The sequence below is a fragment of the Alteraurantiacibacter aquimixticola genome (genome assembly GCF_004965515.1).
GTDB classification, from domain to species: domain Bacteria; phylum Pseudomonadota; class Alphaproteobacteria; order Sphingomonadales; family Sphingomonadaceae; genus Alteraurantiacibacter; species Alteraurantiacibacter aquimixticola.
The window spans coordinates 180,023-201,505 of sequence record NZ_SSHH01000001.1 but is presented as its reverse complement, the minus strand read 5'-3'; the positions used below and the strand labels follow the sequence as shown (position 1 = coordinate 201,505).

21 protein-coding genes are annotated in these 21,483 nt (G+C 64.8%); 10 read left to right on the top strand and 11 right to left on the bottom strand.

Features of this window, described 5'->3' with window-relative positions; genetic code table 11:
• Positions 1–51: 51 nt before the first annotated feature.
• The 3 genes from E5222_RS00835 to E5222_RS00825 are packed head-to-tail and all read right to left on the bottom strand — an operon-like array spanning position 52 to position 2,506.
• A complete protein-coding gene (locus E5222_RS00835) occupies positions 52–615 on the bottom strand; it encodes a Smr/MutS family protein (RefSeq protein WP_136691623.1) in 564 nt (187 codons plus the stop codon).
• On the bottom strand, positions 612–1,811 hold the full coding sequence (mltA, locus tag E5222_RS00830; RefSeq protein WP_246021490.1) for a murein transglycosylase A: 1,200 nt from the start codon (positions 1,809–1,811) through the stop codon (positions 612–614). Before mltA ends, E5222_RS00835 begins: the two co-directional genes overlap by 4 nt.
• A gap of 38 nt (positions 1,812–1,849) precedes the next feature.
• Positions 1,850–2,506 carry a Tim44/TimA family putative adaptor protein gene (locus E5222_RS00825; protein ID WP_211196068.1) on the bottom strand — a complete coding sequence of 219 codons (657 nt, stop codon included), beginning with the start codon at positions 2,504–2,506 and terminating at the stop codon, positions 1,850–1,852.
• Positions 2,507–2,826: 320 nt separating this feature from the next.
• On the opposite strand from E5222_RS00825, the gene secB reads away from it, so the two are divergent.
• From secB to E5222_RS00795, 6 genes are all read left to right on the top strand, one after another.
• Positions 2,827–3,378, top strand: coding sequence for a protein-export chaperone SecB (secB, locus tag E5222_RS00820; protein ID WP_136691620.1), 552 nt, complete (start codon positions 2,827–2,829; stop codon positions 3,376–3,378).
• 41 nt (positions 3,379–3,419) lie between these two features.
• On the top strand, positions 3,420–5,009 hold the full coding sequence (murJ, locus tag E5222_RS00815; protein ID WP_136691618.1) for a murein biosynthesis integral membrane protein MurJ: 1,590 nt from the start codon (positions 3,420–3,422) through the stop codon (positions 5,007–5,009).
• A 217-nt stretch (positions 5,010–5,226) separates the two neighbouring features.
• Entirely contained in the window at positions 5,227–6,246 is a 1,020-nt protein-coding gene (gene trpS / locus E5222_RS00810; protein WP_136691615.1) for a tryptophan--tRNA ligase, read from the top strand.
• A 230-nt stretch (positions 6,247–6,476) separates the two neighbouring features.
• Positions 6,477–7,145 carry a DUF4136 domain-containing protein gene (locus E5222_RS00805; RefSeq protein WP_136692861.1) on the top strand — a complete coding sequence of 223 codons (669 nt, stop codon included), beginning with the start codon at positions 6,477–6,479 and terminating at the stop codon, positions 7,143–7,145.
• A 145-nt stretch (positions 7,146–7,290) separates the two neighbouring features.
• Positions 7,291–8,253 carry an alpha/beta hydrolase gene (locus tag E5222_RS00800; RefSeq protein WP_136691613.1) on the top strand — a complete coding sequence of 321 codons (963 nt, stop codon included), beginning with the start codon at positions 7,291–7,293 and terminating at the stop codon, positions 8,251–8,253.
• 2 nt (positions 8,254–8,255) lie between these two features.
• The gene (locus E5222_RS00795) at positions 8,256–9,152 is read left to right on the top strand and encodes a hypothetical protein (RefSeq protein ID WP_136691611.1); all 897 of its coding nucleotides are present in this window, start codon (positions 8,256–8,258) and stop codon (positions 9,150–9,152) included.
• A 33-nt stretch (positions 9,153–9,185) separates the two neighbouring features.
• Here E5222_RS00795 and E5222_RS00790 read toward each other — a convergent pair whose 3' ends face one another.
• The 8 genes from E5222_RS00790 to E5222_RS00755 form a co-directional block, all read right to left on the bottom strand.
• Positions 9,186–9,443, bottom strand: a complete 258-nt coding sequence (locus E5222_RS00790; protein ID WP_136691609.1) for a YjhX family toxin — start codon at positions 9,441–9,443, stop codon at positions 9,186–9,188.
• 219 nt (positions 9,444–9,662) lie between these two features.
• Complete coding sequence (gene dut, locus E5222_RS00785) at positions 9,663–10,121, bottom strand: dUTP diphosphatase (protein WP_136691607.1); 459 nt, start codon at positions 10,119–10,121, stop codon at positions 9,663–9,665.
• A complete protein-coding gene (locus E5222_RS00780; RefSeq protein ID WP_136691605.1) occupies positions 10,114–11,778 on the bottom strand; it encodes a bifunctional phosphopantothenoylcysteine decarboxylase/phosphopantothenate synthase in 1,665 nt (554 codons plus the stop codon). Before E5222_RS00780 ends, dut begins: the two co-directional genes overlap by 8 nt.
• 87 nt (positions 11,779–11,865) lie before the next feature.
• On the bottom strand, positions 11,866–12,978 hold the full coding sequence (locus E5222_RS00775) for a hypothetical protein (protein ID WP_136691603.1): 1,113 nt from the start codon (positions 12,976–12,978) through the stop codon (positions 11,866–11,868).
• Positions 12,979–13,009: 31 nt separating this feature from the next.
• Entirely contained in the window at positions 13,010–14,131 is a 1,122-nt protein-coding gene (locus E5222_RS00770) for a hypothetical protein (protein ID WP_136691601.1), read from the bottom strand.
• A gap of 5 nt (positions 14,132–14,136) precedes the next feature.
• A complete protein-coding gene (gene ubiB, locus E5222_RS00765) occupies positions 14,137–15,699 on the bottom strand; it encodes a 2-polyprenylphenol 6-hydroxylase (protein ID WP_136691599.1) in 1,563 nt (520 codons plus the stop codon).
• 4 nt (positions 15,700–15,703) lie between these two features.
• Positions 15,704–16,435: a class I SAM-dependent methyltransferase gene (locus E5222_RS00760; protein WP_136691597.1), complete on the bottom strand. Its 732-nt coding sequence runs from the start codon at positions 16,433–16,435 to the stop codon at positions 15,704–15,706.
• A gap of 77 nt (positions 16,436–16,512) precedes the next feature.
• The gene (locus E5222_RS00755) at positions 16,513–17,046 is read right to left on the bottom strand and encodes a DUF1993 domain-containing protein (RefSeq protein ID WP_136691595.1); all 534 of its coding nucleotides are present in this window, start codon (positions 17,044–17,046) and stop codon (positions 16,513–16,515) included.
• A gap of 86 nt (positions 17,047–17,132) precedes the next feature.
• Between E5222_RS00755 and mutM the strand changes: the two genes are divergently transcribed.
• The 4 genes from mutM to E5222_RS00735 all read left to right on the top strand — a co-directional run bounded on the left by mutM (position 17,133) and on the right by E5222_RS00735 (position 21,453).
• Complete coding sequence (gene mutM / locus E5222_RS00750) at positions 17,133–17,948, top strand: bifunctional DNA-formamidopyrimidine glycosylase/DNA-(apurinic or apyrimidinic site) lyase (protein WP_136691594.1); 816 nt, start codon at positions 17,133–17,135, stop codon at positions 17,946–17,948.
• Positions 17,949–18,120: 172 nt separating this feature from the next.
• Positions 18,121–18,381 (top strand): 30S ribosomal protein S20, encoded by a 261-nt coding sequence (gene rpsT, locus E5222_RS00745; RefSeq protein WP_136691592.1) that lies wholly within the window; start codon positions 18,121–18,123, stop codon positions 18,379–18,381.
• 496 nt (positions 18,382–18,877) lie between these two features.
• Complete coding sequence (dnaA, locus tag E5222_RS00740) at positions 18,878–20,281, top strand: chromosomal replication initiator protein DnaA (protein ID WP_136691590.1); 1,404 nt, start codon at positions 18,878–18,880, stop codon at positions 20,279–20,281.
• Positions 20,282–20,646: 365 nt separating this feature from the next.
• Positions 20,647–21,453 (top strand): HesA/MoeB/ThiF family protein, encoded by an 807-nt coding sequence (locus E5222_RS00735; protein ID WP_246021489.1) that lies wholly within the window; start codon positions 20,647–20,649, stop codon positions 21,451–21,453.
• Positions 21,454–21,483 lie beyond the last annotated feature (30 nt).

The following is a 21,483-nucleotide window of genomic DNA, read 5'->3' as shown; positions in this document are numbered from 1 at the left end:
ATTTCAGGGTCGCAGGGCCCCCGGCAGCAATGCCGGGGGCTTTTTTGCGCCTTAGCGTCGCCGCCTCAGCACGAGATAAAGCGCACCCTCGCCCCCATGGCGGCGGTGTGCAGTCCTGACCGCCGCAATGTCTGAGCCATGCGGCCCTGCGGCGAGCCAGTCGAGGATCTTGGCGCGGATCGCCCCGCGCTTCTCCCCACGGTCAGCCGCATCGACCGGGCGCGGCTTGCCGGTGATCAGCAGCACCAGCCGCGCGCCCATCGCCTTGGCCTGCATCAGCCCGGTATCCAGCCGCCTGTGTGCCTGGTCGAGCGTATGGCCATGCAGGTCGAGAGTGAAATCGGGCTCTGTCGAAGCGCGCGTCAGCCGCCGCTCCCAATGCGAATCGAGGCCGCTGTCATGAACCGGCGCGGGAGCCGGAGCTGGCGGGACGAGTGGCTTGGGGACGCGGCCCTTCACACGTGGTGCGGGCTTCGCGATCGGGGCACTGGCAGGTTGCGTCAGCAGCGGCTTGTGCTCCGTCCGGCGCGGCTCCAGCGGCGTCACGCTGGCGGCGACTTTCGCCCAGAGCGCGGCCTCCGCCTCCGATAGGCCGCGCGGGGCCTTGCGGCTCATGGCACGCCCAGCCGGTCCAGCGTGCCGCGCGGCAGGAACAGCAAAGCCTCGCCGCGCGCACTCATGCCGCCGGCAATCTCGCGCGCCCGCTCGCCCGCGCCCCAGAACGTGTCGAAGCGGTTGGGACCGCGGATCGCGCCACCAGTGTCCTGCGCCACCCACAGCCCGCGCGCCTCCGCCCGGTCGGTGGCAAGGAATACGGGCGCGCCATAGGGCACGAACTTTGGATCGACCGCGACCGAGCTTTCCCCGCGCACCGGCACGCCGATGCTGCCGAGCGGGCCATCTCCCTCCAGTTCGGTGAAGAAGACCCAGCTTTCATTCATGCGCATCAGCGCGCGGCCGTCCTCCGGGTTCTCGCGGATATATTGCATGATGCCCTGCATGGAGCCTGGATATTGCCCCGGTCCGTCACCCAGCAGCCCCTGCTCGCGCATCACGCCGCCAATGCCGGTATAGGCATGGCCGTTCTGTCCGGCATAGCCGATGCGGATCACCTCGCCTTCGGGCGTGACGAGACGGCCGGAACCCTGGATCTGCAGGAAGAACAGCTCCACCGGATCCGCCGCCCAGCCGATTTCGAGGCCGCGCCCTTCCAGCGCCCCGTCCTCGATCTCCGCGCGGGTGTAGTAGGAGACGAAACGCCCATCCTCGTCATAGCGGCCCAGCGGCGGACGCCCCTCGCGCTCGGCCTGCGGCATGTCGTCGGGCCAGGCGCGGGTGAGATCGTCGGGCATGGCATAGACCGGCGCATCGAATCCGGGATGCTTCTCGCGCGAGCCGAGAATCTGCGGTTCAAAATATCCGGTCGCAAAAGCCGCGCCATCGCCCACGCGCACGGTTTCGAAATGGGCGGAGAAGAACTGCGCCGCATTGCCGCGCGGCCATTCGGGTGCCTCGGCGCAGGCCTGGTACCAGTCGGCAGGCTGGGTCAGCCCCGTCTGGTCCTCGCGCCGCGTGACCACATGGCAGCTGGCCTGGAAGGCATCGAGCGCGGCGGCGCTATCACGCGGCAGCAGGCCGAAGCTTTCAATCGCCGGACCACGCGCAAGGCTGAGCGCAGCCGCATTGGCGGGCGTCGCAACCGGTGGCGGTGTGGGAGCGGGCGTACCACCCGGCACGACCGTGCAGGACGCCAGAAGCGCCAGTGCAGGCACCGCCGCCAACACATGTCGAACGGAAGAAAAGCGCGCCATCGATGTCACGGGATCACGCGCCCCCATCGGCGGAAGGATCAGCCTTCGTCGGTTTCGTCGAGCAGCCAGGCCGGATCGTTGCTGCGCACGTCGCGGCTGAAGGTCCAGATGTCGCGGCTTTCCACCGCATCGTCCAGCGAGCCGGCAATGACATTCTCATCCTTGTCGCGCGTGACAGCGGCGATGTCGGACACGAAGCGCACCGCGATGCGGGCGATCTGCCCGTCGAGCATGGCCGAATGCACCGTGGTGTCCTCAATGCGGATCAGCTTGTTGTCGAGCGTGTGGCCCGCTTCCTCGCGCGCGTCGATCGCGGTGGCGAAGCTGGCATAGACGTCATCGTCGCACAGTTCCTTCAGCTCTTCCTTGTCGCCGCGCCAGAAGGCTTCGAGCACCATTTCATAGGCACCCTTCGCGCCATCGAGGAAGGCGAGCAGGTCGAAGCGGCGATCGGACCCCGCAATTTCGCGCAATCCCTGTTCGATCGCGGGCGGGAAACCGGTGATCGGGCGTTCCAGCCGCGGGGCTTCCTCCACCGCCGTGGGAGAGGGAGGGACGCGGCCCTGGTCATCCGCCCGGTCGAAACCATTGTGCACGATCTCCTCTTCCTGCTCGGCCCGGCGGCCCAGCACGGAATAGAGACGCAGCCCCAAGAAGGCTGCAACCATGGCGAGGATGGCGATTTCAACTATCACATTCATGTCCCGTATGACGGTCTTCGGGCGCGCCCGAACCCCGAAACGGAGCGCAATGCGCGCATGAGAAGCAATTGTGGCCCAGATAGGCCCTAATTACAAATGGACAACGCACGATGGCGCAACAATTCGCTCGGTCGTCCGATTACTGCAACATTTCACCGAAATGCCAGCTGAACGAAAGGCTGCCCGACGGGGCGAAACCGCACAGGCACGTTGCGGGCGGGCCATGGCAGTGCTAGGCGCGCCAGCCAGCACATCAAGGATCAACAGGCGGGCCGCACGCGCTCCCGCCCCAGCGAAACGGAAGTTCGACAGTCATGGCCGAAGAAGGCGACGTTCTCACCAATCTCGACAACCAGCCGGCTCCCAATGGTGCCGACACCCAGCCGGTGGCGGGCATCGTCAGCCAGTATGTGAAGGATCTCTCGGTCGAGAATCCCAAGGCGCCGGAAAGCTTCCAGTGGACCTCGCAGCCGGAAATGGACGTGCAGTTCAACATCGCCTCGCGCAAGGTGAACGAGGAGCTGTCCGAGGTCGAACTGAAGATCACCGCGACCGCCAAGACGAAGGAAGGCGTCGCCTATATCGTCGACCTGGCCTTCTGCGGCCTCGTCGGCATGCGCAACATGCCGGACGACCAGAAGCACGCCTTCACCTATGCCGAAGCGCCGCGCATCCTGTTTCCCTTCGCCCGCCGCGTTATTGCCGATGCGGTGCGCGATGCCGGCTTCACGCCGCTGCTGCTCGACCCGATCGACTTCAACGGCCTCTACGTGCAGCAGCTACGCGCCAAGCAGGCGCAGGATGCCGCCGCTGCCGGCGCAGCCCCTGCCGCAGGCGACACGCCGCCTTCGGGCGACGAGGGCTGATGAAGCCCGGCGGGCGCAAGGCTCGCTGAGAGGGCGGGACGATGGGCCTGCTGAGGAATGTCGGAACGATCAGCTCGCTGACGCTGGTCAGCCGCATTGCCGGCCTCGCGCGCGAGATGATCTTCTCGCGCGTGCTGGGCGCGAATGAGGCGACGGACGCGTTCCTGCAGGCCTTCATCCTGCCCAATGTTTTCCGCCGCCTGTTCGCCGAGGGCGCCTTTTCCGCCGCCTTCGTGCCGATGTTCTCCAAGCGCGTGCAGCAGGGAGACGATGCTGGCGACGATGGCCATGCACAGGCAGCGCAGTTTTCGAACGACGTCCTCAGCGTATTCCTGCCCGCGCTGATTATCCTGTGCGCGATAGCCGAGATCGCCATGCCCGCGATCATCTGGCTATGGTCGCCCGAATGGCGCGGCGATGCGGACCAGCTCGGCTTTGCGACCGACCTCGCCCGCATCACCTTCCCCTATATCGCTCTGATCAGCCTGGTGACCCTGTTCACCGGCATGCTCAATTCGGTCAGCAAGTTCGCGCCGGGGGCGAGCTTCCCGATCATCCTCAACCTGGTGCTGATCGCCGCCCTGCTGGGCGGGGATTACTGGATGGCGAACGGGGGCGAGCTGCGCGATGCGGTCTACCTCGTCGCCTTCGCAGTCAGCGCGGCGGGCGTGCTGCAGCTCCTGTGGCTGTACTATTGGACGCGCGTGGCGGGCTTCAAACCCAGCCTGCAGCTGCCCAAGGTGACGCCGGAAGTGAAGCGGCTGTGCTGGATTGCGCTACCCGCGGCATTCGGCGCGGGCGCCTACCAGATCAACACGCTGGTGCAGGTCTATTTCCTCAACGCGCTGGAAGGCTCCAACGTCACTTACATGAACTATGCCGACCGGCTGAACCAGCTGCCGCTGGGGATCATCGGCATTGCGCTGGCGACGGCGATCCTGCCCTCGCTCTCGCGCCATATCGCGGCGAAGGACAAGGCGGGCGCCTCCGCCGTGCAGACCGATGCGATAGAACTGGCCATGCTGCTTACCCTGCCCGCAGCAGTCGCCATGGCGATCTGCGGGGTGGAGTTCGTCACCGTATTCTTTCAGGGCGGCCGCCTCTCGATCGAGGATGCGCGCATTGCCGGCGAGGTGCTGGTGGCACTCGTCTTCGGCCTGCCCGCCTATGTGCTGGTCAAGGTACTGGTGCCCGGCTTCTATGCCCGTTCCGACACGCGCACGCCGGTCTATGCCGCGCTGGTGGCTCTCGCCTTCTTCATCGGCTTCAACATCGCCTTCCTCCAGCGCTTCGGCGTGGTCGGGGTAGCGGCGGCGAGCGCCGTGGGCGCATGGCTCAATTGCGCGATCCTCTATGCGATCCTCGTCAAGCGCGGCCACTATCACGCGCCCGCCGTCCTGCTCGGCAGGCTGGCAAAGCAATTGGTGGCCGCCGCCGCCATGGGCGCGGCGCTGTGGTTCCTGCGCGATGCCTTTGAGGGCTGGTATGCGGGTAATGTGTTTGAGCGCGTCACGGCCCTCGGTGTCATCGCCGTGGCGGGCGCGGGAATTTATTTCTCGGTGGCATTGTTTGTCGGTGCTATCGACAGGGCGACTGTAGCAAAGCTCATCAAGCGCAAAGCGGCGAAGTAGCGCGGACATCGTGCGCCACTCGCTGTCTTGCAGAACGAGTTACGTCTGGTAAGGCGGCTTCCATGAAATTCGGATTTCTTTCTTCTGGCGTTGCCCCCCTGCGTTTCGCGGTGCGTGGCCGGGCGGCCTGGTTCTGGTCGGGCTGCTTCAACTGAGAGCGCCCTCTGCCCGGGCCTGACGGGCAGCCTTGTTTCCAGAATTCAGAAAGAGAATAGCTATGCGCGTCGTATCCGGCATCCAACCCACCGGCCAGCCGCACCTCGGCAATTACCTTGGGGCGATCCGCAATTATGTGAAGCTGCAGGACGAGGCAGTGGCCGCGGGCGGCGAGTGCATGATCTTCCTTGCCGACCTGCACGCCATTTCGATGCCGCATGACCCGGCGGAGCTGCATGCCAGCACGCTGGAACTGGTCGCCACCTTGGTCGCCTGCGGGGTCGATCCGAACAAGGCCGTGCTGTTCAACCAGGCGCAGGTTCCCGCCCATTCCGAGCTGCAATGGCTCTTGAACGGCACCGCGCGCATGGGCTGGCTGAACCGCATGACGCAGTTCAAGGACAAGTCCGGCAAGAACCGCGAAGGCGCATCGGTTGCCCTGTTCACTTATCCCGTGCTGCAGGCGGCGGACGTGCTGCTCTACCAGGCGACGCATGTGCCGGTGGGCGAGGACCAGAAGCAGCATTTGGAGCTGGCGCGCGACATCGCGCAGAAGTTCAACAACGACTTCGCCTCGGAGGAAGCGCCGGTTTTCACCCTGCCCGACCCGATCATCCCGCCCGAAGCGGCGCGGATCATGAGCCTGCGGGACGGCAGCGCGAAGATGAGCAAGTCCGATCCCTCGGACATGAGCCGCATCAACCTGGCCGACGATGCCGACACAATGGCGAAGAAGGTCAAGAAGGCCAAGACCGACCCCGAACCGCTGCCTAGCGAGGCCAAGGGGCTGGAAGAGAGGGCCGAAGCGCTCAACCTCGTCGCCATTTACGCCGCGCTCGCCGGAACCAGCGTCGATGCCGTGCTGGGTGATTTCGGCGGGCAGGGTTTCGGCGCCTTCAAGCCTGCTTTGGCGGAGCTGCTGGTGGAAACGCTCTCCCCCATCCGCGACCGTTTCGTGGAGCTGAAGGCGGACCGCGAGGCGCTGGATGCGATTCTCGCGCGCGGGGCGGCGCAGGCGCGCGAGCTGGCTTCGCCCACGCTCAAGGCTGCCTATGAAGCGCTGGGCCTGATTCGCGGCTGAGGGCGCGAAAAGGCGAATCATACTGCTGTTTTTGCTGGATTTTCCGGCACTTTCGCCCTGCCCCATTCAAAATGGGTTCATGGCGCGCTTGCTATTGCCGCGCGCAAGATGGAGACGTGTCGTCTCGCAAGAGGTCGAAACCGGGCAAGAGATCCGGCCTAACAGAGAGTAATGCCATGTTCGGACTGAACAAATTGAGCAGGGGTTTGAAGATTGCCGCCGGTGCCGTGATGCTGGCAGGCCTTGCCGCCTGCGCCACGCCTTTCCGCGCGGATGTCTCACGCTTCGAAAGCCAGCTGCCCGCGCCGCAGGGCCAGACCTTCGCCGTGGTAGCGGACGATCCGGAGCTTGCCGGCGGCCTCGAATTCGCGCTCTACGCCGATCGCGTGGAGGCGGAGATGGCCGAGCTCGGCTATACGCAGACGGACAATCCCGAAAGCGCCAACCTGCTGGTACGCTTCGCCTATGGCGTGGATGACGGGCGCGAACGCGTGCGCACCAACTACACCGGCTTCCGCGATCCCTTCTACCGTTCGTGGTACGGCTACACGCCCTTCGTCTATCGCGACCGGCTGGGCCGTCCGCGCGTGGCCTACCTGCCCAACCGTAGCTGGGGCTACGGCTTCTACGACCCGTTCTTCGACGGCTATTATGGCGGCCGCGATATTGACAGCTACACGATCTTTACCAGCGGCATTTCGCTGAAGATCGACAATGGCCAGACGGGCGAGCGATTGTTCGAAGGCAGTGCGGAGGCGGTCTCCACCTCCAATCGCCTGCAATATCTCGTGCCCAATTTGATCGAGGCGATGTTCACCGATTTCCCCGGCAATTCGGGTGAGACGGTGCGCATCTCCATCGCTCCGGAAGACCAGCCGGTGAAGCGCAACGACCGCTAGGGCGCGGACAGATTATCAGTTCCGGGGTAACTCCCCGGGGACGTCGGGCGGGCCTCCCTCAACGCGACGCGGGGGAGGCCCGCCTTTTCTTTGCCCGCAATCTGCGGCAGTCTCTCCCGCAAAGGAAACTTGGGAGGGATGAGAGATGAAGAAACTGATCGGCGCGGCCACGCTGGCCATGGCACTGGCTGCATGCGGCGAAACCGCACCAGACGAGGCGACCGATACCGCCGCGCGCGAATGGCCCGGCGTTCCCGAGGAACAGGCGGCGATGATCCGCGAGGCAGGCCAGGTGATCGATCCCGCCAGCTTCGACATCTTCGCCCCGCTGGTCGATGCCCCGCCCTATGACGATGTCACCATGACCGAGAATGTCGCCTATGGCGACGATCCGGCGCAACAGCTCGACCTCTACACGTTCAACGCTGCCGAGGAGGGCATCAGCCGCCCGGTGCTGCTCTATGTCCATGGCGGCGGTTTCGTCGGCGGATCGAAGCAGGGCGCCTATTACCCGCAAAGCGCCACCGCATGGGCCGCGCGCAACGGGATGGTTGGCGTGAACATCGATTACCGCCTCGCGCCCGATAATCCCTATCCCGCCGCCAGCGCGGACCTTGCCTCTGCTATCGCCTGGGTGCGAGCGAACATCGCCCAACATGGCGGCGATCCCGACCACATCATCCTGTGGGGCCACTCCGCCGGGGCGAATGTGGTGGCGGACTATGTCGCGACCGATTCCATCCATGGCGAGGAATTCGTCGGCGTGCAGGGCGCGGTGCTGATGAGCCCCGCCTATGCGCTGGAACAGGGTGAGGACCCGCACCCCTATTATGGCGAGGATGCCAGCCTGCTGACCGCCGCGCCTTCCATCGAACGCTTGGGCGCGACCAGCCTGCCGCTGATGATCGCCTGGGCCGAATACGACCCGCAGCTGTTCCACGACTTCGCCGAAGCCGCCGAAGCGAGCCTGTGCGCCGAAGGAGCTGCGGCCAATTGCCCGACCATGCTCTACCTCAAGGATCACAACCATATGACCGAAGGCGCCAGCATCGGCAGCGTGGATGAGAGCTTTTCGGGGCCGTTCACCGAGTGGATGGGGAGTCTGTAACGATGATCAGGCTTGCACTTCTGGCCACCGCCCTCGCCCTCCCGCTTCCCGTGGCAGCGCAGGCTGCGAACCGCATGATCGAACCGGTCGGACAGTGGGAAATCGACAGCGACGACGAGAGCTGCACCTTGGTCCGCTCTTTCACCGCGCTGGAGCCGGGCGACACCACCATGTTCATTCGCAGCTGGGGACCATTTACAGCATTCCGCGTAAGCGTTGCGGGGCCAACCATGCAGCGGGACGACAGCAGGGCGATCTTTGCCCGTGCAAGTTTTGGAGAGCCTGAAGAGGCGAAGGATATCGTGGCGATCGGCAGCAGCTATCGCAGCGGGCCTATGGTTGCATTTCAGGGACGCGTGGACGACACCCGCAATGGCGCCGGGACCAATGCCTTTGGCAGCTTCATCTACCACCTGCCCGAACGCCCCGATGTGAACATAGCCGTGCCTTTCACCTGGGAAGCGACCCAGCTCTATTTCGATGGCTCCGCCATGGCGCCCCAAACTCTGCGACTTGACGCCATGGAAACTGCGCGGACGCTGATGGAAGACTGCGAGCGGGATCTCATGAGTGAGTGGGAATTCGGTCCGCCTGACCAGACAGGCTTCGCACGCGCTCCCGTCCTGGAAAATCCGCAGGTCGTAGGCGAGCGGATGCGGTTTCCCGATAATGTGATCGTCAATCATTCCAGCCGCATCGTCCAGATGCGCTTCCATGTCGGTGCCGACGGGGAGGTTCTGGATTGCGAAATCCAATATCCGAACTGGAGTAACGGCAACCGCCGCCGCTCCTGCCGCGAAATCAGCGATACTGCAGAATTCACCCCCGCTCTCGACGCTACTGGCGCGCCGATCGACTCGCTCTACCGGGCAACGCTGTTCCTCATCCGCTTCGACTAGAGCGGGACAGGCGCGAACCTGCCCCGCCCCTTCCTATCGGTTGTCCAGCTGCGCCCGCACCGCCGACAACCCGTCGCGGTTAATGCGATAGGGGCCGCCATTGCGGCTGACGATCAGCCGCTTGCGCCGCAGTTTCTGGAACACCGGCATGGTGCAATCGGCCAGCCGGAAGCCGTCGCGATTGAAGCAATCGACCTCGGTTATCTTGCCGGTATCGTTCTTGATCGGACGGATTTGTCCGCCCTGCGCGAGTGCATGCAGCACACGCTGTTCGTATTTCGAAATGTTCACTGGGATGTCTCGTCCGCCTGGATGAAATCCATGCGCATGGGCGAGCGGCAGGCAGTCAGCCTGCGGCACACGATGCGCGTGACGAGCCGGCCGCGATAGACGCGGCAAGCTCACATCAGCGGAGGACAATCTCCTGCATAAACCTTTCCGGTTGCGTTGGTGGCTGCAAGATTGGCGACGGGCGCGCGGGCCGTCAAGGGCGCGTTAGAGCCAGATGATCTAGAGCGAGGCGTAGCCGCCGGTGGAGCCGAAGCCACCTTTTCCGCGCTCGGTCTCCGGCAGCTCGGTCACCTCTTCCCACTCCGCCAGCGTGACGGGAGAGACGATCAGCTGGGCGATGCGATCGCCGCGCTGGATCTGGAAGTTGTCTTGCGAGTGGTTGATCAGGATGACCTTCACTTCGCCGCGATAATCCGAATCCACCGTGCCCGGCGTGTTGGGGACGGTGATGCCGTGCTTGAGCGCGAGACCAGAGCGCGGACGCACCTGGATCTCGTATCCGTCGGGAATGCCGACGGCGAAACCGGTGGCGACGGCATGGGGAATGCCGGGCCGCAGGATCATGTTTTCGGCTGCGAGGACGTCCATGCCCGCCGCGCCTTCGGTGGCATAGGCGGGCAGTTCCAGCCCGTGTCCATGCGGCAGGCGCTTGATCTGGATGGGAACACGATCAGCCATTCACCTTCTCCAACTGGTCGGCAATCGCCTGGATCAGCTTCCAGGCGACGTCCATCTTGCTCATTTCTTCCCAGTTCTCGACCTTGCGCTCGCGCACGATGTGAACCTTGTTGTCGGTGCCGCCCATCACGTCGCCGGAGACGTCGTTGGCGACGATCCAGTCGACGCCCTTGCTCTTGCGCTTCTTGCGGGCATTTTCGACCACGTTCTCGGTCTCGGCGGCGAAGCCGATGAGCAGGTCCGGCCGCTTGGAGCTGGCGGAGACCATGGCCAGGATATCGGGATTCTCGGTCAGCATCAGCGCAGGCGGTGCATTGCCGCGCTTCTTGATCTTTTCCTCGTGATAATCGCGCGGGCGCCAGTCGGAAACGGCGGCGACCATCACCGCGCAATCGGCGGGCAGCGCATCCTTCACCGCCGCCGACATGGCTTCGGCGCTTTCCACGTCCACGCGATCGACGCCTGCCGGGGTCGCGAGATTGACCGGGCCAGCCACCAGCGTGACCTTGGCCCCCGCCGCCGCGGCGGCTGCGGCAATGGCGAAGCCCTGCCGGCCGGAAGAGCGGTTGGCGAGATAGCGCACCGGATCGATCGGCTCGTGCGTCGGGCCTGCGGTGATCAGCAGGTGCTTGCCATAAAGCGGGCGCTTCTTGGGATCGTCGTCGAACACCGGCCCGCCTTCCAGCGGCTCGGCCACCATCTTGGCCATGGCCGGTTCGAGCGGCTGCGTGGGAGCGGCGGCTTCCTCGCCTTCGAAAGGCTGGGGAGCGGCCTGGCGCTTGTTGACTGTATGGTTGATCGCCTCGCGGTCGGTCGGCGGGGCGGCGCTGGCCTTGCCCTTCTTCGCCACGACGGCGTCCGGATCGGTATCGTCGGGCTCGGGCAGGTCGGCGCCTTCGCCGTCCGCCGCTTCCTCGAGCTCCTCGTCCTCATGCTCGCCATGAATGTAGGAACGCTGGATGATCTGGCCCAGATCGCCTGCATCGCCGCCAATCGCCTCACCATCCTCGCCGCGATTGGGCAGCGGGTCGACGATGCCGACATCGTCGTCATCCTCTTCCATTTCGGCGATGCGACGGAAATATTCGAGGACGTAATCATATTCCTCACCCGGCTCGAGGTCGAGCAGGTCGCAGATTTCCAGCCACACGGCGGCCGGTTCGGGCAGGCGGCCGGGGCCGAATTCGCCGCAGGCCATCTCGCCCTCGTCCGGCAGCATCACGCGCACGCCGGCATCAGCAAGGAAGGTAATGTTGCGCTGCGTCGCCTCATGCTCCCACATGCGCACATTCATGGCAGGCACGCAGAGTACCGGCTTGTCGGTGGCGAGGATCAGCGTGGTGGCAAGGTCATCGGCAATACCGGCAGCCATCTTCGCCATCAGGTCCGCCGTGGCCGGGCACACGATCACAAGATCCGCCTCGCGGCTAAGCTGGATGTGGCCGATCTCGGCCTCGTTCTTGAGGTCCCACAGGCTGGTATGCACCTGGTTGCCCGACAGGGCGGCCAACGCCATGGGCGTAACGAATTGCTGCCCGCCATCGGTCAGCACGCAAGTGACTTCGGCCCCACCCTTGCGGATGAGGCGTACCAGTTCGCACGACTTGTAGGCGGCAATCCCGCCGCCCACGATCAGGAGCACACGTGGCTCAGCCATCGATGTCTTCGGGCCCTCCCGGCAAATGAAAGCTGTTCGGGGGCTTAGCCCCGACATCAATCCAGCGCCAGCCTTGGCACGGGATGGTTAAGACTTGTTTTCCGCTACCTGCCTGCCCAGCGCCGTTTGCACAAGGTCTGCCAGCGCACGCGGCACGAAAGCGAGGCCTGCGGCATAGGCGGGCAGGACCAGCATGATCCAGTAAAAATTCTCGATCCGTGCGAAGAGCGCGATGGCCAGCGCAAAACCGGTGAACCAGCCGGTTGCGACCAGCCCCAGCCTGCCGCCGAGCCCGATCCAGCCGATCAGCGGCAGCACTGCGATGGGCGCAGCGAGCGCCACCGGCAGGAACAGCAGCACGGTAAGGTGGGTGAGCGAGAACAGCGCCATTTGCGGCCCGATCAGCCCGCTCCATCCGGGGGACGAGGCATCGCCCGGCAGGCGATATTCGGCCACCGCATTGGCATGCAGCCCCAGCGCCACGGCGTAGATCGCCAGCAAGGCGCCGATCGCCGCCACTTCCTTCCAGCGCCGCTCCAGCACGGCAATCGCGCCCCACAGGAGGAGGAAAGGCAGCGCCAGTTCGCGTATCGCCAAGGCCCCGGCAATCGCGATCAGCGCCGGCCACCAGCGATGCTTGCGATAGAGCCCCATGCCGAGGCTGACGAGCATCCCCGCGCTCACCTCATGGAACAGCAGCGCCCGGTCGGCGAAGATCACCCCACCCGCAGCCAAGAACAGGAAGGAAGCCGCTAGCCGCTCCGCCTTGTTGGTAAAGGGTGACAGCGCCCCGATCCATGCCAGCACGATGCCCAGCATCAGCGCGAAACTGGCCAGCTGGCGTACCCTGCCGGCAAGATGCGTATCGATCCACGCCATGGTCGGCAGGCGTACGGTGACGAAAGGCTTTGTCGGGTAGTTATGCCTCCGCTGCTCATCGAGTGCGGCCGCGTAATAGCTCTCCCCCTGCCGGAAGCGCTCATGGATATGCGCGTAGAGCTGCAGGTCGGTGAAGTTCTCTTCCTTGTCGGCCTCCGCCTTTACGTCATAGGCATCCGCCGTGCGCGGGACGGTGATCGCCGCCCAGGCCAGCGTGGCGGCGAGTACCAGCAGCACCGCAATGGCCCCACCGCGCGAAAGATGGCGCAGGGGCCGTCCCAGCGCGCACCACCAGCCGATCGGATCGGAGAGCAGCCTCATGCCAGATTTGTGGACCAGCCGCGGCATACCCTCAACGCCCCCGCGCCGAATTCCACAGCGATCGCAAGGCGCGCGGCACGAAGGCGTATCCCATGAACCAGCAGGGCGTCACCACCAGCGCCCAGTAGAAATTGTTGTCGCGCCCGGCGAGCATGAAGAACACGCCGTATCCGAGGAACAACAGGAAACCGAACAGGCCCGCATCGCTCTTCCACCCGGCCCAGCCGAGCAGGGGCAGCAGCACCAGAGGCGCGGCCAGCCATCCGGGTACGAGGTGCAGGACGCTCGATTCGGTGATGTTGAGCGTCCAACCGCCGAGCCCACGCAGCACCAGCCAGGCGGGCGATCGCGGATCGGCCTCCGAAATCAGCGCATCGACCTGCGCCAGATGCGCCGCCCACACGACCGCGAAGACCAGCACCAGCCCGGTCCATGCGGCAAGTTCGCGCCAGTCGCGGCGGAACAAGGCGAAGGCCCCCATCAGGAGGACGAAAGGCAGCGCATGTTCGCGAATGGCGAGTGCGGCCGCGGCGGCGAGCCACGCCAGCCCCCATTTGCCGGGGCGATGCACGCCGAAGGAGAGCGCCAACAAGACGCCCGCCCAGACCTCATGCAGGACGAGATATTCCGCCTTCAGCCCGATCCCCGCGCCAATCACCAGCAGCAGCATGGCGATATTGCGGTGCTCCTCGCCGCCCGGCTCGTCGTCCAGCCTGCGCCACCAGGCGATCAGGGTCGCGAGCCCGACGAGTACCGCCAGCACCGCCAGCCCGCCCTGCCCGATCCACGCATTCAGATAGGCGAGCGTCGGCAGCCGCACGGTGGTGCCCGGACGCACGGGGAAGTCGCCCGCGCGCTGCTCCGCAACTGCCGCCGCATAATAGTCCTCACCCGCCGCCACACGCTCGGCAATCCGGTCATAGAGCGCGAGGTCGGTATCGCGATCATCGTCGTCGCCAAGCTCGGCATCGACCATCTCCTCCACCAGTTCGGTAGAAGGGAACGGGACGCTGTCGGGCTCGGAAAAGCCGGTCCGCTCGGTCAGCACGGCGGCGACCAGCAGCACGGCGGTAAACGCCATGACGAGCATGGCCGCGCCCGGCGCCCAATGCGCAAAGCGGTCCCACGGCAGGCGGCGTGCGTTAATACCCAATCAGCTTACCCCAGCCATCCTGCCGCCGTGACTCCCCACAAGGCGGCAGCGCCCAGCGCGGCGGAGAGCAGGAAGCCCGGCCAGCGGCGTGCCGGGCGGGTGCGGCGTTCCCACATCAGCTCGATATCGGGCAGCGGCGGCGGCTCGGGTGCACCGCCCTTGGGCGGATATTGCTCCTCCAGCCGCCGCACCAGCGCGGGGATGCGCAGCAGCGTTTCGGTATCTTCCTTGATCCGGTTTGCCAGCGCGCTTTCCGGGCCGAGCTCGTCGCGGATCCAGCTGCGCACATAGGGGGCCGACACGTCCCACATATTGATCTGCGGATCGAGCTGGGTGGCGATGCCTTCGACCATCACCATGGTCTTTTGCAGCAGCAGCAAATGCGGCTGCGTCTGCATGTCGAAATCGCGGGTGATGGCGAACAGCCCGTCCAGCATCTGGCCAACCGAAAGTTCGCTCACCGGCTTGCCTCGCATCGGTTCACCCACCGCGCGCAGCGCCGTCGCGAATTCGTCGACCGAGTGGTAGCTCGGCACATATTGCGCCTCGAAATGGATCTCGGCCACGCGCTTGTAGTTGCCCGTGGTCAAGCCATAGAGGATTTCCGCCAGCCATTGCCGCGCGCGCCGGTCGATCCGGCCCATGATACCGAAATCGATGGCGACGATATCGCCATTGGGCCGCACGAAGAGGTTCCCCTGATGCATGTCGGCATGGAAGAAGCCCGCGCTGATCGCCTGCGTCAGGAAGGCGAGCACCAACCGCCGGGCTATATCGGGAAGGTCGTGGCCCGCCGCCTTCAGCGCAGCGACGTCGCTGATCTTCACGCCATCGATCCATTCGATCGTCATCACCCGGCCATTGGTGCGATCCCAGTCGATCTCGGGAATGCAATAATCGGCAATGCCGCGCATCGCTTCGTCAAGTTCGGAGGCCGAGGCTGCCTCGCGTCTGAGGTCGAGCTCGCGATTGGTCCAGCGCTTGAAATTGGCGATGGTCAGCGCGGGGCGCAGGCGCGCAGCTTCGCCGCCCATGGCCTCGAGATGGGCAGCAGCCCATTCATAAGTGGTGATGTCGCGCGCAAAGCGTTCGCGAATGCCGGGACGCAGCACCTTGATCGCAACGATCGTGCCGTCGGTGGTCACGCCCTTGTGCACCTGCGCGATCGAGGCCGCGCCCACGGGGGCAGGATCGATCTCTGTAAAGAGGCTTTCGATCGGCGCTTCGAAGCTGCGCTCGATCTCCGCCTTAATCAGCGCGAAGGGGACGGGCGGCAGGCTGTCCTGCAGGCTCAGCAAATTGCGTGCAGCATCCTCGCCTACAAGGTCGGGCCGGGTGGCGAGCGTCTGCCCCAGCTTGATCGCCGCAGGGCCAATCTTCTGGAAAGCGGTCGCATAGTCCGGCTCGCCGCTCTTGCCGGTGAAGGAAATCCACCGCGCCAGCTTGGTCATGCGTTTTACCGGCGGCGGCGTGTTGGGATCACTCTCGATCCCGACAAGCGCGCGGTGACGCGCCGCCGTGACGCCCCAGATGAAGAGGCGGAACAGATGCGTCGAAGGCTTCGTCACCGGGTCAGACTTTCCACCCCGAATGGATCGCGACAAGGCCGCCCATGATCGGCTCCACCTTCGTGCGCGCAAAGCCCGCATCGCGGATCATCTGCTCGAATTCGGGCATGGAGGGGAAGCGGCGGATGCTTTCGATCAGATAGCGATAGCTCTCCTCGTCACCGGCCACCGCCTTGCCGATCTGCGGCACCAGTCTGTGCGAATAGAAGTCATAAGCCTCCTTCGCGCCGGGCCAGGTCATGGTGGAGAATTCGAGGCAATAGAAGCGCCCGCCATATTTCAGCACGCGGTGCGCCTCGCGCAGCGCCTTGTCGATATGCGTCACGTTGCGGATGCCGAAGGCAATCGTATAGGCATCGAACTGCTTGTCGATATAGGTCAGGTCCTCGGCATTCTGGCAGGACCAGGTGAGGCCGGTGAGCCCGCGCTTCATCGCCCGCTCGACCCCGACATCGAGCATGTCCTGGTTGATATCGGCAACCACCACCTCGGCCCCGCGTTCGGCCATGCGGAAGGCGATGTCGCCCGTGCCGCCTGCCATATCGAGGATCGCCTCGCCCGGCTGCGGCTTCACCCGCTTGACGAAACGGTCCTTCCACAAGCGGTGAAGGCCGCCCGACATGGCATCGTTCATGATGTCGTATTTGGCCGCGACATTGGAAAAGACCGCGCCCACGCGGCGGGTCTTTTCCTCCGGAGCTACGTCGGTGTAGCCAAAGGAAACCTGGTCGTTCATGCCGCGCGCCTTAGCGGCTGACGGCGAGGCGTGCCAGTGAAAGCGTCACCTGCACTCCGGCAAGCCGTGGCCGGCAATCAGGCGTCCGCCTTCTCCGGCGGCGGGAAGACATTGGGGCCGAGATGGGCAAGGAAATCGAGCTTGCCGATATCCACCCCGGCCGAACGCAGGATCGCGTAGAGCATGCTGGCGTGGAAATAGACGTTCGGCAGCACGAAGCCGGTCAGATATGTCTGCCCGCCAAAGCGCATGCCGCCGCCATTGGGGAATTTCAGTTCGATCTCCCGCGCGATGCCCGCATCGATCGCAGCAGGATCGAGGCTCTCGAGGAAGGCGATGGTCTTGTCGCAGCGCTCCTTCAGTTCGGCAAAACTCGCTTCGGTATCGGGCATGGATGGAGCCTCCACCCCGGTGAGGCGCGCGCCGCAGCCCTTGGCGCTGTCCGAAACCAGCTGCACCTGCTTGGCCAGCGGATACATGTCGGGTGCCAGGCGGGCTTCGAGCAATTCGGCCTCGCCCTTTTGCGCGGCCGCCTTGTCGAGCCAGTCCTTCATGTTGGTCAGGACGGTGATGAACACGGGCACGCTGGACTGGTAGGGTGTCATGGGCATGGTTTCCTCGCCTCTCATTGAAGGCTGATAGCTAGGTGCGGCGCGGCCCGTAGACAAGCAGGATCGCTGACCTTACCAACCGCGCCATGCCGGAATTGCCCGAAGTCGAAACCACCGTGCGCGGACTGGCGCGCTTCCTCGATGGGGAGCGCATCACGCGCGTGCGGCAAAACCGGCCGGACATGCGCTTCCCTTTTCCCGAAGGGCTGGTCCAGGCGCTGACCGGCGCGACGGTCTCCTCGTTGGGACGGCGGGCGAAATACGGCCTCATTCATACCGACCGCGACACGACGCTCATCTTCCACCTCGGCATGAGCGGGCGCTGGCGCATCGATCCTGAGGCGGACGACAAGCACGACCACCTGGTGCTGGAAACCGCAGCGCACCGCTTCGCCCTGTGCGATCCGCGCCGCTTCGGCTTTGTCGACCTTGTCGATACGCCGCAGCTCGATACCTGGCCCGCCTTCGCCGCCATGGGGCCCGAGCCTTTGGGCGACGCGCTGACGGTCGATCACCTGCGCGCGGCGCTGAAGGGCCGCAAGCAGGCGATCAAGCTGCTGCTGCTCGACCAGTCGGTGGTGGCTGGCCTTGGCAATATATATGTGTGCGAGGCGCTGTTCCGAGCCGGCATCCATCCGCGCAAGGCCGGGGGGAAAGTCTATCGCCCGGCGCTCGAAAGGCTGGTGCCGGCCATCCGCGACGTGCTGCTACAATCGATCAAGGATGGCGGCTCTTCCCTGCGCGACTATGCAAGGCCCGATGGGGAGCTGGGCTATTTCGCGACCCGCTTTGCCGTCTATGGCCGCGAGGGCGAACCCTGCCAGCGCTGCGATGACGGCACTATCCGCCGCATCGTGCAAGGCGGGCGCAGCACGTGGTTCTGCCCAAGCTGCCAGAAGTAGGAAGCCAAGCCAGCCTGGTGGCTCGCGCCCGGCATTTGCGGGTGCCAACAATCGGTTGACGATTCGGGTCTCGCCGCCTATGTCGCGCGCTTTCCGGCGGGTGTCCGCCATTTTTCGATAGCTTAGACAGACAGACCGGCCGTCTGACGGACGGCACGAGACAGGAACGAACATGGCCAACACGCTGCAATCAAAAAAGCGCATCCGCCGCAACAACAAGCGCGCTGAGATCAACGGCGCCCGCATGAGCCGCATCCGCACCCAGGTGAAGAAGGTGGAGACCGCCTGCACCGCTGGTGACAAGACTGCCGCTGCCGAAGCGCTGAAGGCTGCACAGCCGGAAATGGCCAAGGGCGTGGCCAAGGGCGTGCTGCACAAGAACACTGCTGCGCGCAAGCTGAGCCGGCTGACCAAGCGAGTCGCCGCTCTCTGATTCGCCACTCATTTCGGCCGCTTCGGCGGAACGAAGTTGGAACGGGGCCGGGGCTTTTGCCACCGGCCCTTTTCGCATCTGCAGCAGAGCCCGTTGCTGCAACGCGGAAACCCTAGGGAAAACCGCGATTCGCAGCACTGTCACAAAACTTTGCTTATTTTTCAGTGTGTTGAACGCAAACCCGCCGATCACGCGCGAGTCAACCGCATTTATTTAGCTTTTTTTACACCACGCCCCTTGCTCCTAGCCCCGCGATCTTCATAACTGGAAATGTGATCGCGACCGAGCCGGTTCGATTGCTATTTGACGAGCCACTGGAACGGGGCCCGGGACTGCGCATGCCGCTTTTCCGGTCGGGGGAGTTATGCCTTCGTTCCAGGGGACTGGGGGAACAGCTGGGCAGGCCTCTCGGGATAAGGAACGGTACGAGATGATACGTGTGGGACCGCACGCCGGGCAAGGGAATCCGGCAAAGCGCGATGAGGCGACCGAGAACATGGAAGAGCAAGAAGCACTGGACCTGCAGGCCGACTGGTCGGATATCAGCCAGGGCCTGCGCAAGGATCTGGGCAACCAGCTTTTCACGCAGTGGATCCGCCCCATCCAGCTGGGAAGCTTCAACAAGGAAACGGGAACGCTTGAGCTGTTCCTGCCGACCGAGTTTTCCGCAAACTGGGTGAATGACCGATTCCATGACCGGCTCTCGCTGGCGTGGAAGATCGCCCGCAGCGAAGTGCGCCACGTTTCGATCAAGGTCCATCCCGGCCGCCGCAAGCTGGCCGACCTCGACCTGCGCGGCGATGACGGATTCGGCCATCGCGCGGCCAATGACGCGACGCTGGCGATGGAATCGATCGGCGACGATGGCTTTACCTCCAGCGTCGGCCTCGACCCCTCGCTGACCTTTGCCGCTTTCGTCACCGGCTCCACCAATGTGCTCGCCAAGAACGCGGCGGAGCGCATGGCCAAGGCCGAAAAGCCGCAGTTCAGCCCGCTCTACCTCAAGGCCGCCACCGGTCAGGGCAAGACTCACCTGATGCACGCCATCGGCCACTCCTACCTGCAGGCGCACCCGCGTGCGCGCATCTTCTACTGCAGCGCCGAGCGTTTCATGGTCGAGTTCGTGCAGGCGCTGAAGTCGAACGAGATGATCGAGTTCAAGGCCCGCCTGCGCGGCTTCGACCTCCTTCTCGTCGACGATATCCAGTTCATCATCGGCAAGGCTTCCGCACAGGAAGAGCTGCTCTACACGATCGACGCGCTCCTCGCTGAGGGCAAGCGGCTGGTCTTCGCCGCCGACCGCGCGCCGCAGGCGCTGGACGGTGTGGAGCCGCGCCTGCTCAGCCGCCTGTCGATGGGCCTCGTCGCCGATATCCAGGCTGCCGATATCGAACTGCGTCGCCTGATCCTCGAATCGAAGCTGACCAAGTTCGCCCCGCTCGACGTGCCAGACGATGTGATCGATTTCCTCGCCCGCACCATCAACCGAAACGTGCGCGAGCTGGTCGGCGGCCTCAACAAGCTGGTCGCTTATGCCCAGCTGACGGGGCAGGAAGTCTCTCTGCAGCTGGCCGAAGAGCAGCTGACCGATATCCTGTCGGCCAATCGCCGCCGCATCACGATCGACGAGATCCAGCGCACCGTGTGCCAGTTCTATCGCATCGACCGCAGCGAGATGAGCTCCAAGCGCCGCGCCCGTGCCGTGGTTCGTCCGCGCCAGGTGGCGATGTATCTCGCCAAGGTGCTGACGCCGCGCTCCTACCCGGAGATCGGCCGCAAGTTCGGCGGCCGCGATCATTCCACCGTGATCCACGCGGTGCGCCTGATCGAGGACCTGCGCCAGCGCGATGCCGATATGGATGGTGACGTCCGCAGCCTGCTCCGCCAGCTCGAGAGCTGATGGTTACTATCGGGTTTTCCCGCTAGGCTTCCACCGCCGATCCACAGACTTGCCGACAAGTACACCGCCCGGGGTTATCCCGGCGCGGTGCACAGGCTTGTCCGCAAGCTATCCACAGGGCTGTGCACAGGCTGCAAAACTGACAAAGTTGACAGTCTGCCACCCTGTCGAAGGCCCCGCAGACCCGCAGAAATCCTAGGGAAATGGGCCTAGGTGCCAAGTTGACACCTCCCAAAGGGGGAACCGCTTTCCCGCCCGCTATCCACATGTCGAAAGAGCCAGCAGCCCCGATCGCATCGTCCACAGCTTGTAGGAAAGCGCATCCCCCGCTTTACCCGCCCGGCAATAGCGCTAGGGATGCACAGATGGCCGAGCCTGTTGCCCACACCCCGTCCACCGGCATGGAGCCCGAGCGGCTCGAACGCTTTGCCCGCCATATCGTGCTGCCCGAAATCGGCGGCGCGGGGCAGGCGGCGCTGGCGGGAAGCCATGTGCTGCTGGTTGGGCTGGGCGGGATCGGCGCGCCGGCGCTGCAATATCTCGCAGCAGCCGGAATCGGGACGCTGACACTGGTCGACGATGACGATGTCGATCTCACCAACCTGCAACGCCAGACCATCTACACCACCCGCGATATCGGCCATGGCAAGGCGGTGGCCGCGCGCCGCTGGGTCTCCAATTTCGACAATGCGCTGGACGTGACCATTTCCGATGCACGCATCACGCCCGAAAGCGCCGCGCGCGTGGTCGAGAGCGTCGACCTCGTGCTCGACGGGACGGACAATTTCGCCACCCGCCTCGCCGTCTCCGATGCCTGCGTGGCAGAGCGTGTCCCGCTCCTCTCCGCCGCGGTCGGACGCTTTCAGGGACAGGTCGGCGCCTTTGCCGGACACCTGGTCGGCCAGCCCTGCTATCGCTGCTATGTCGGCGATGCTTTCGATGCCGACGATTGCGACACTTGTGCCGAAGACGGCATGCTGGGCGCGATGGCCGGCTGGGCGGCGAGCTTTGCCGCGATGCAGGCCGTGCGCATCCTCGTCAGCGGAAATGGCGGCATGGGCGAGCCGCAATGGGGCCAGCTCCACCTGCTCGATGGACTGAAGCCGGGCATGCGCAGCCTGAAGATTGCCAAGGACCCGGCGTGCAAGGCGTGCGGGAGTACTATCGGCTGAGGAGGTCGCCCCCGCGACTCCATCCCAAAA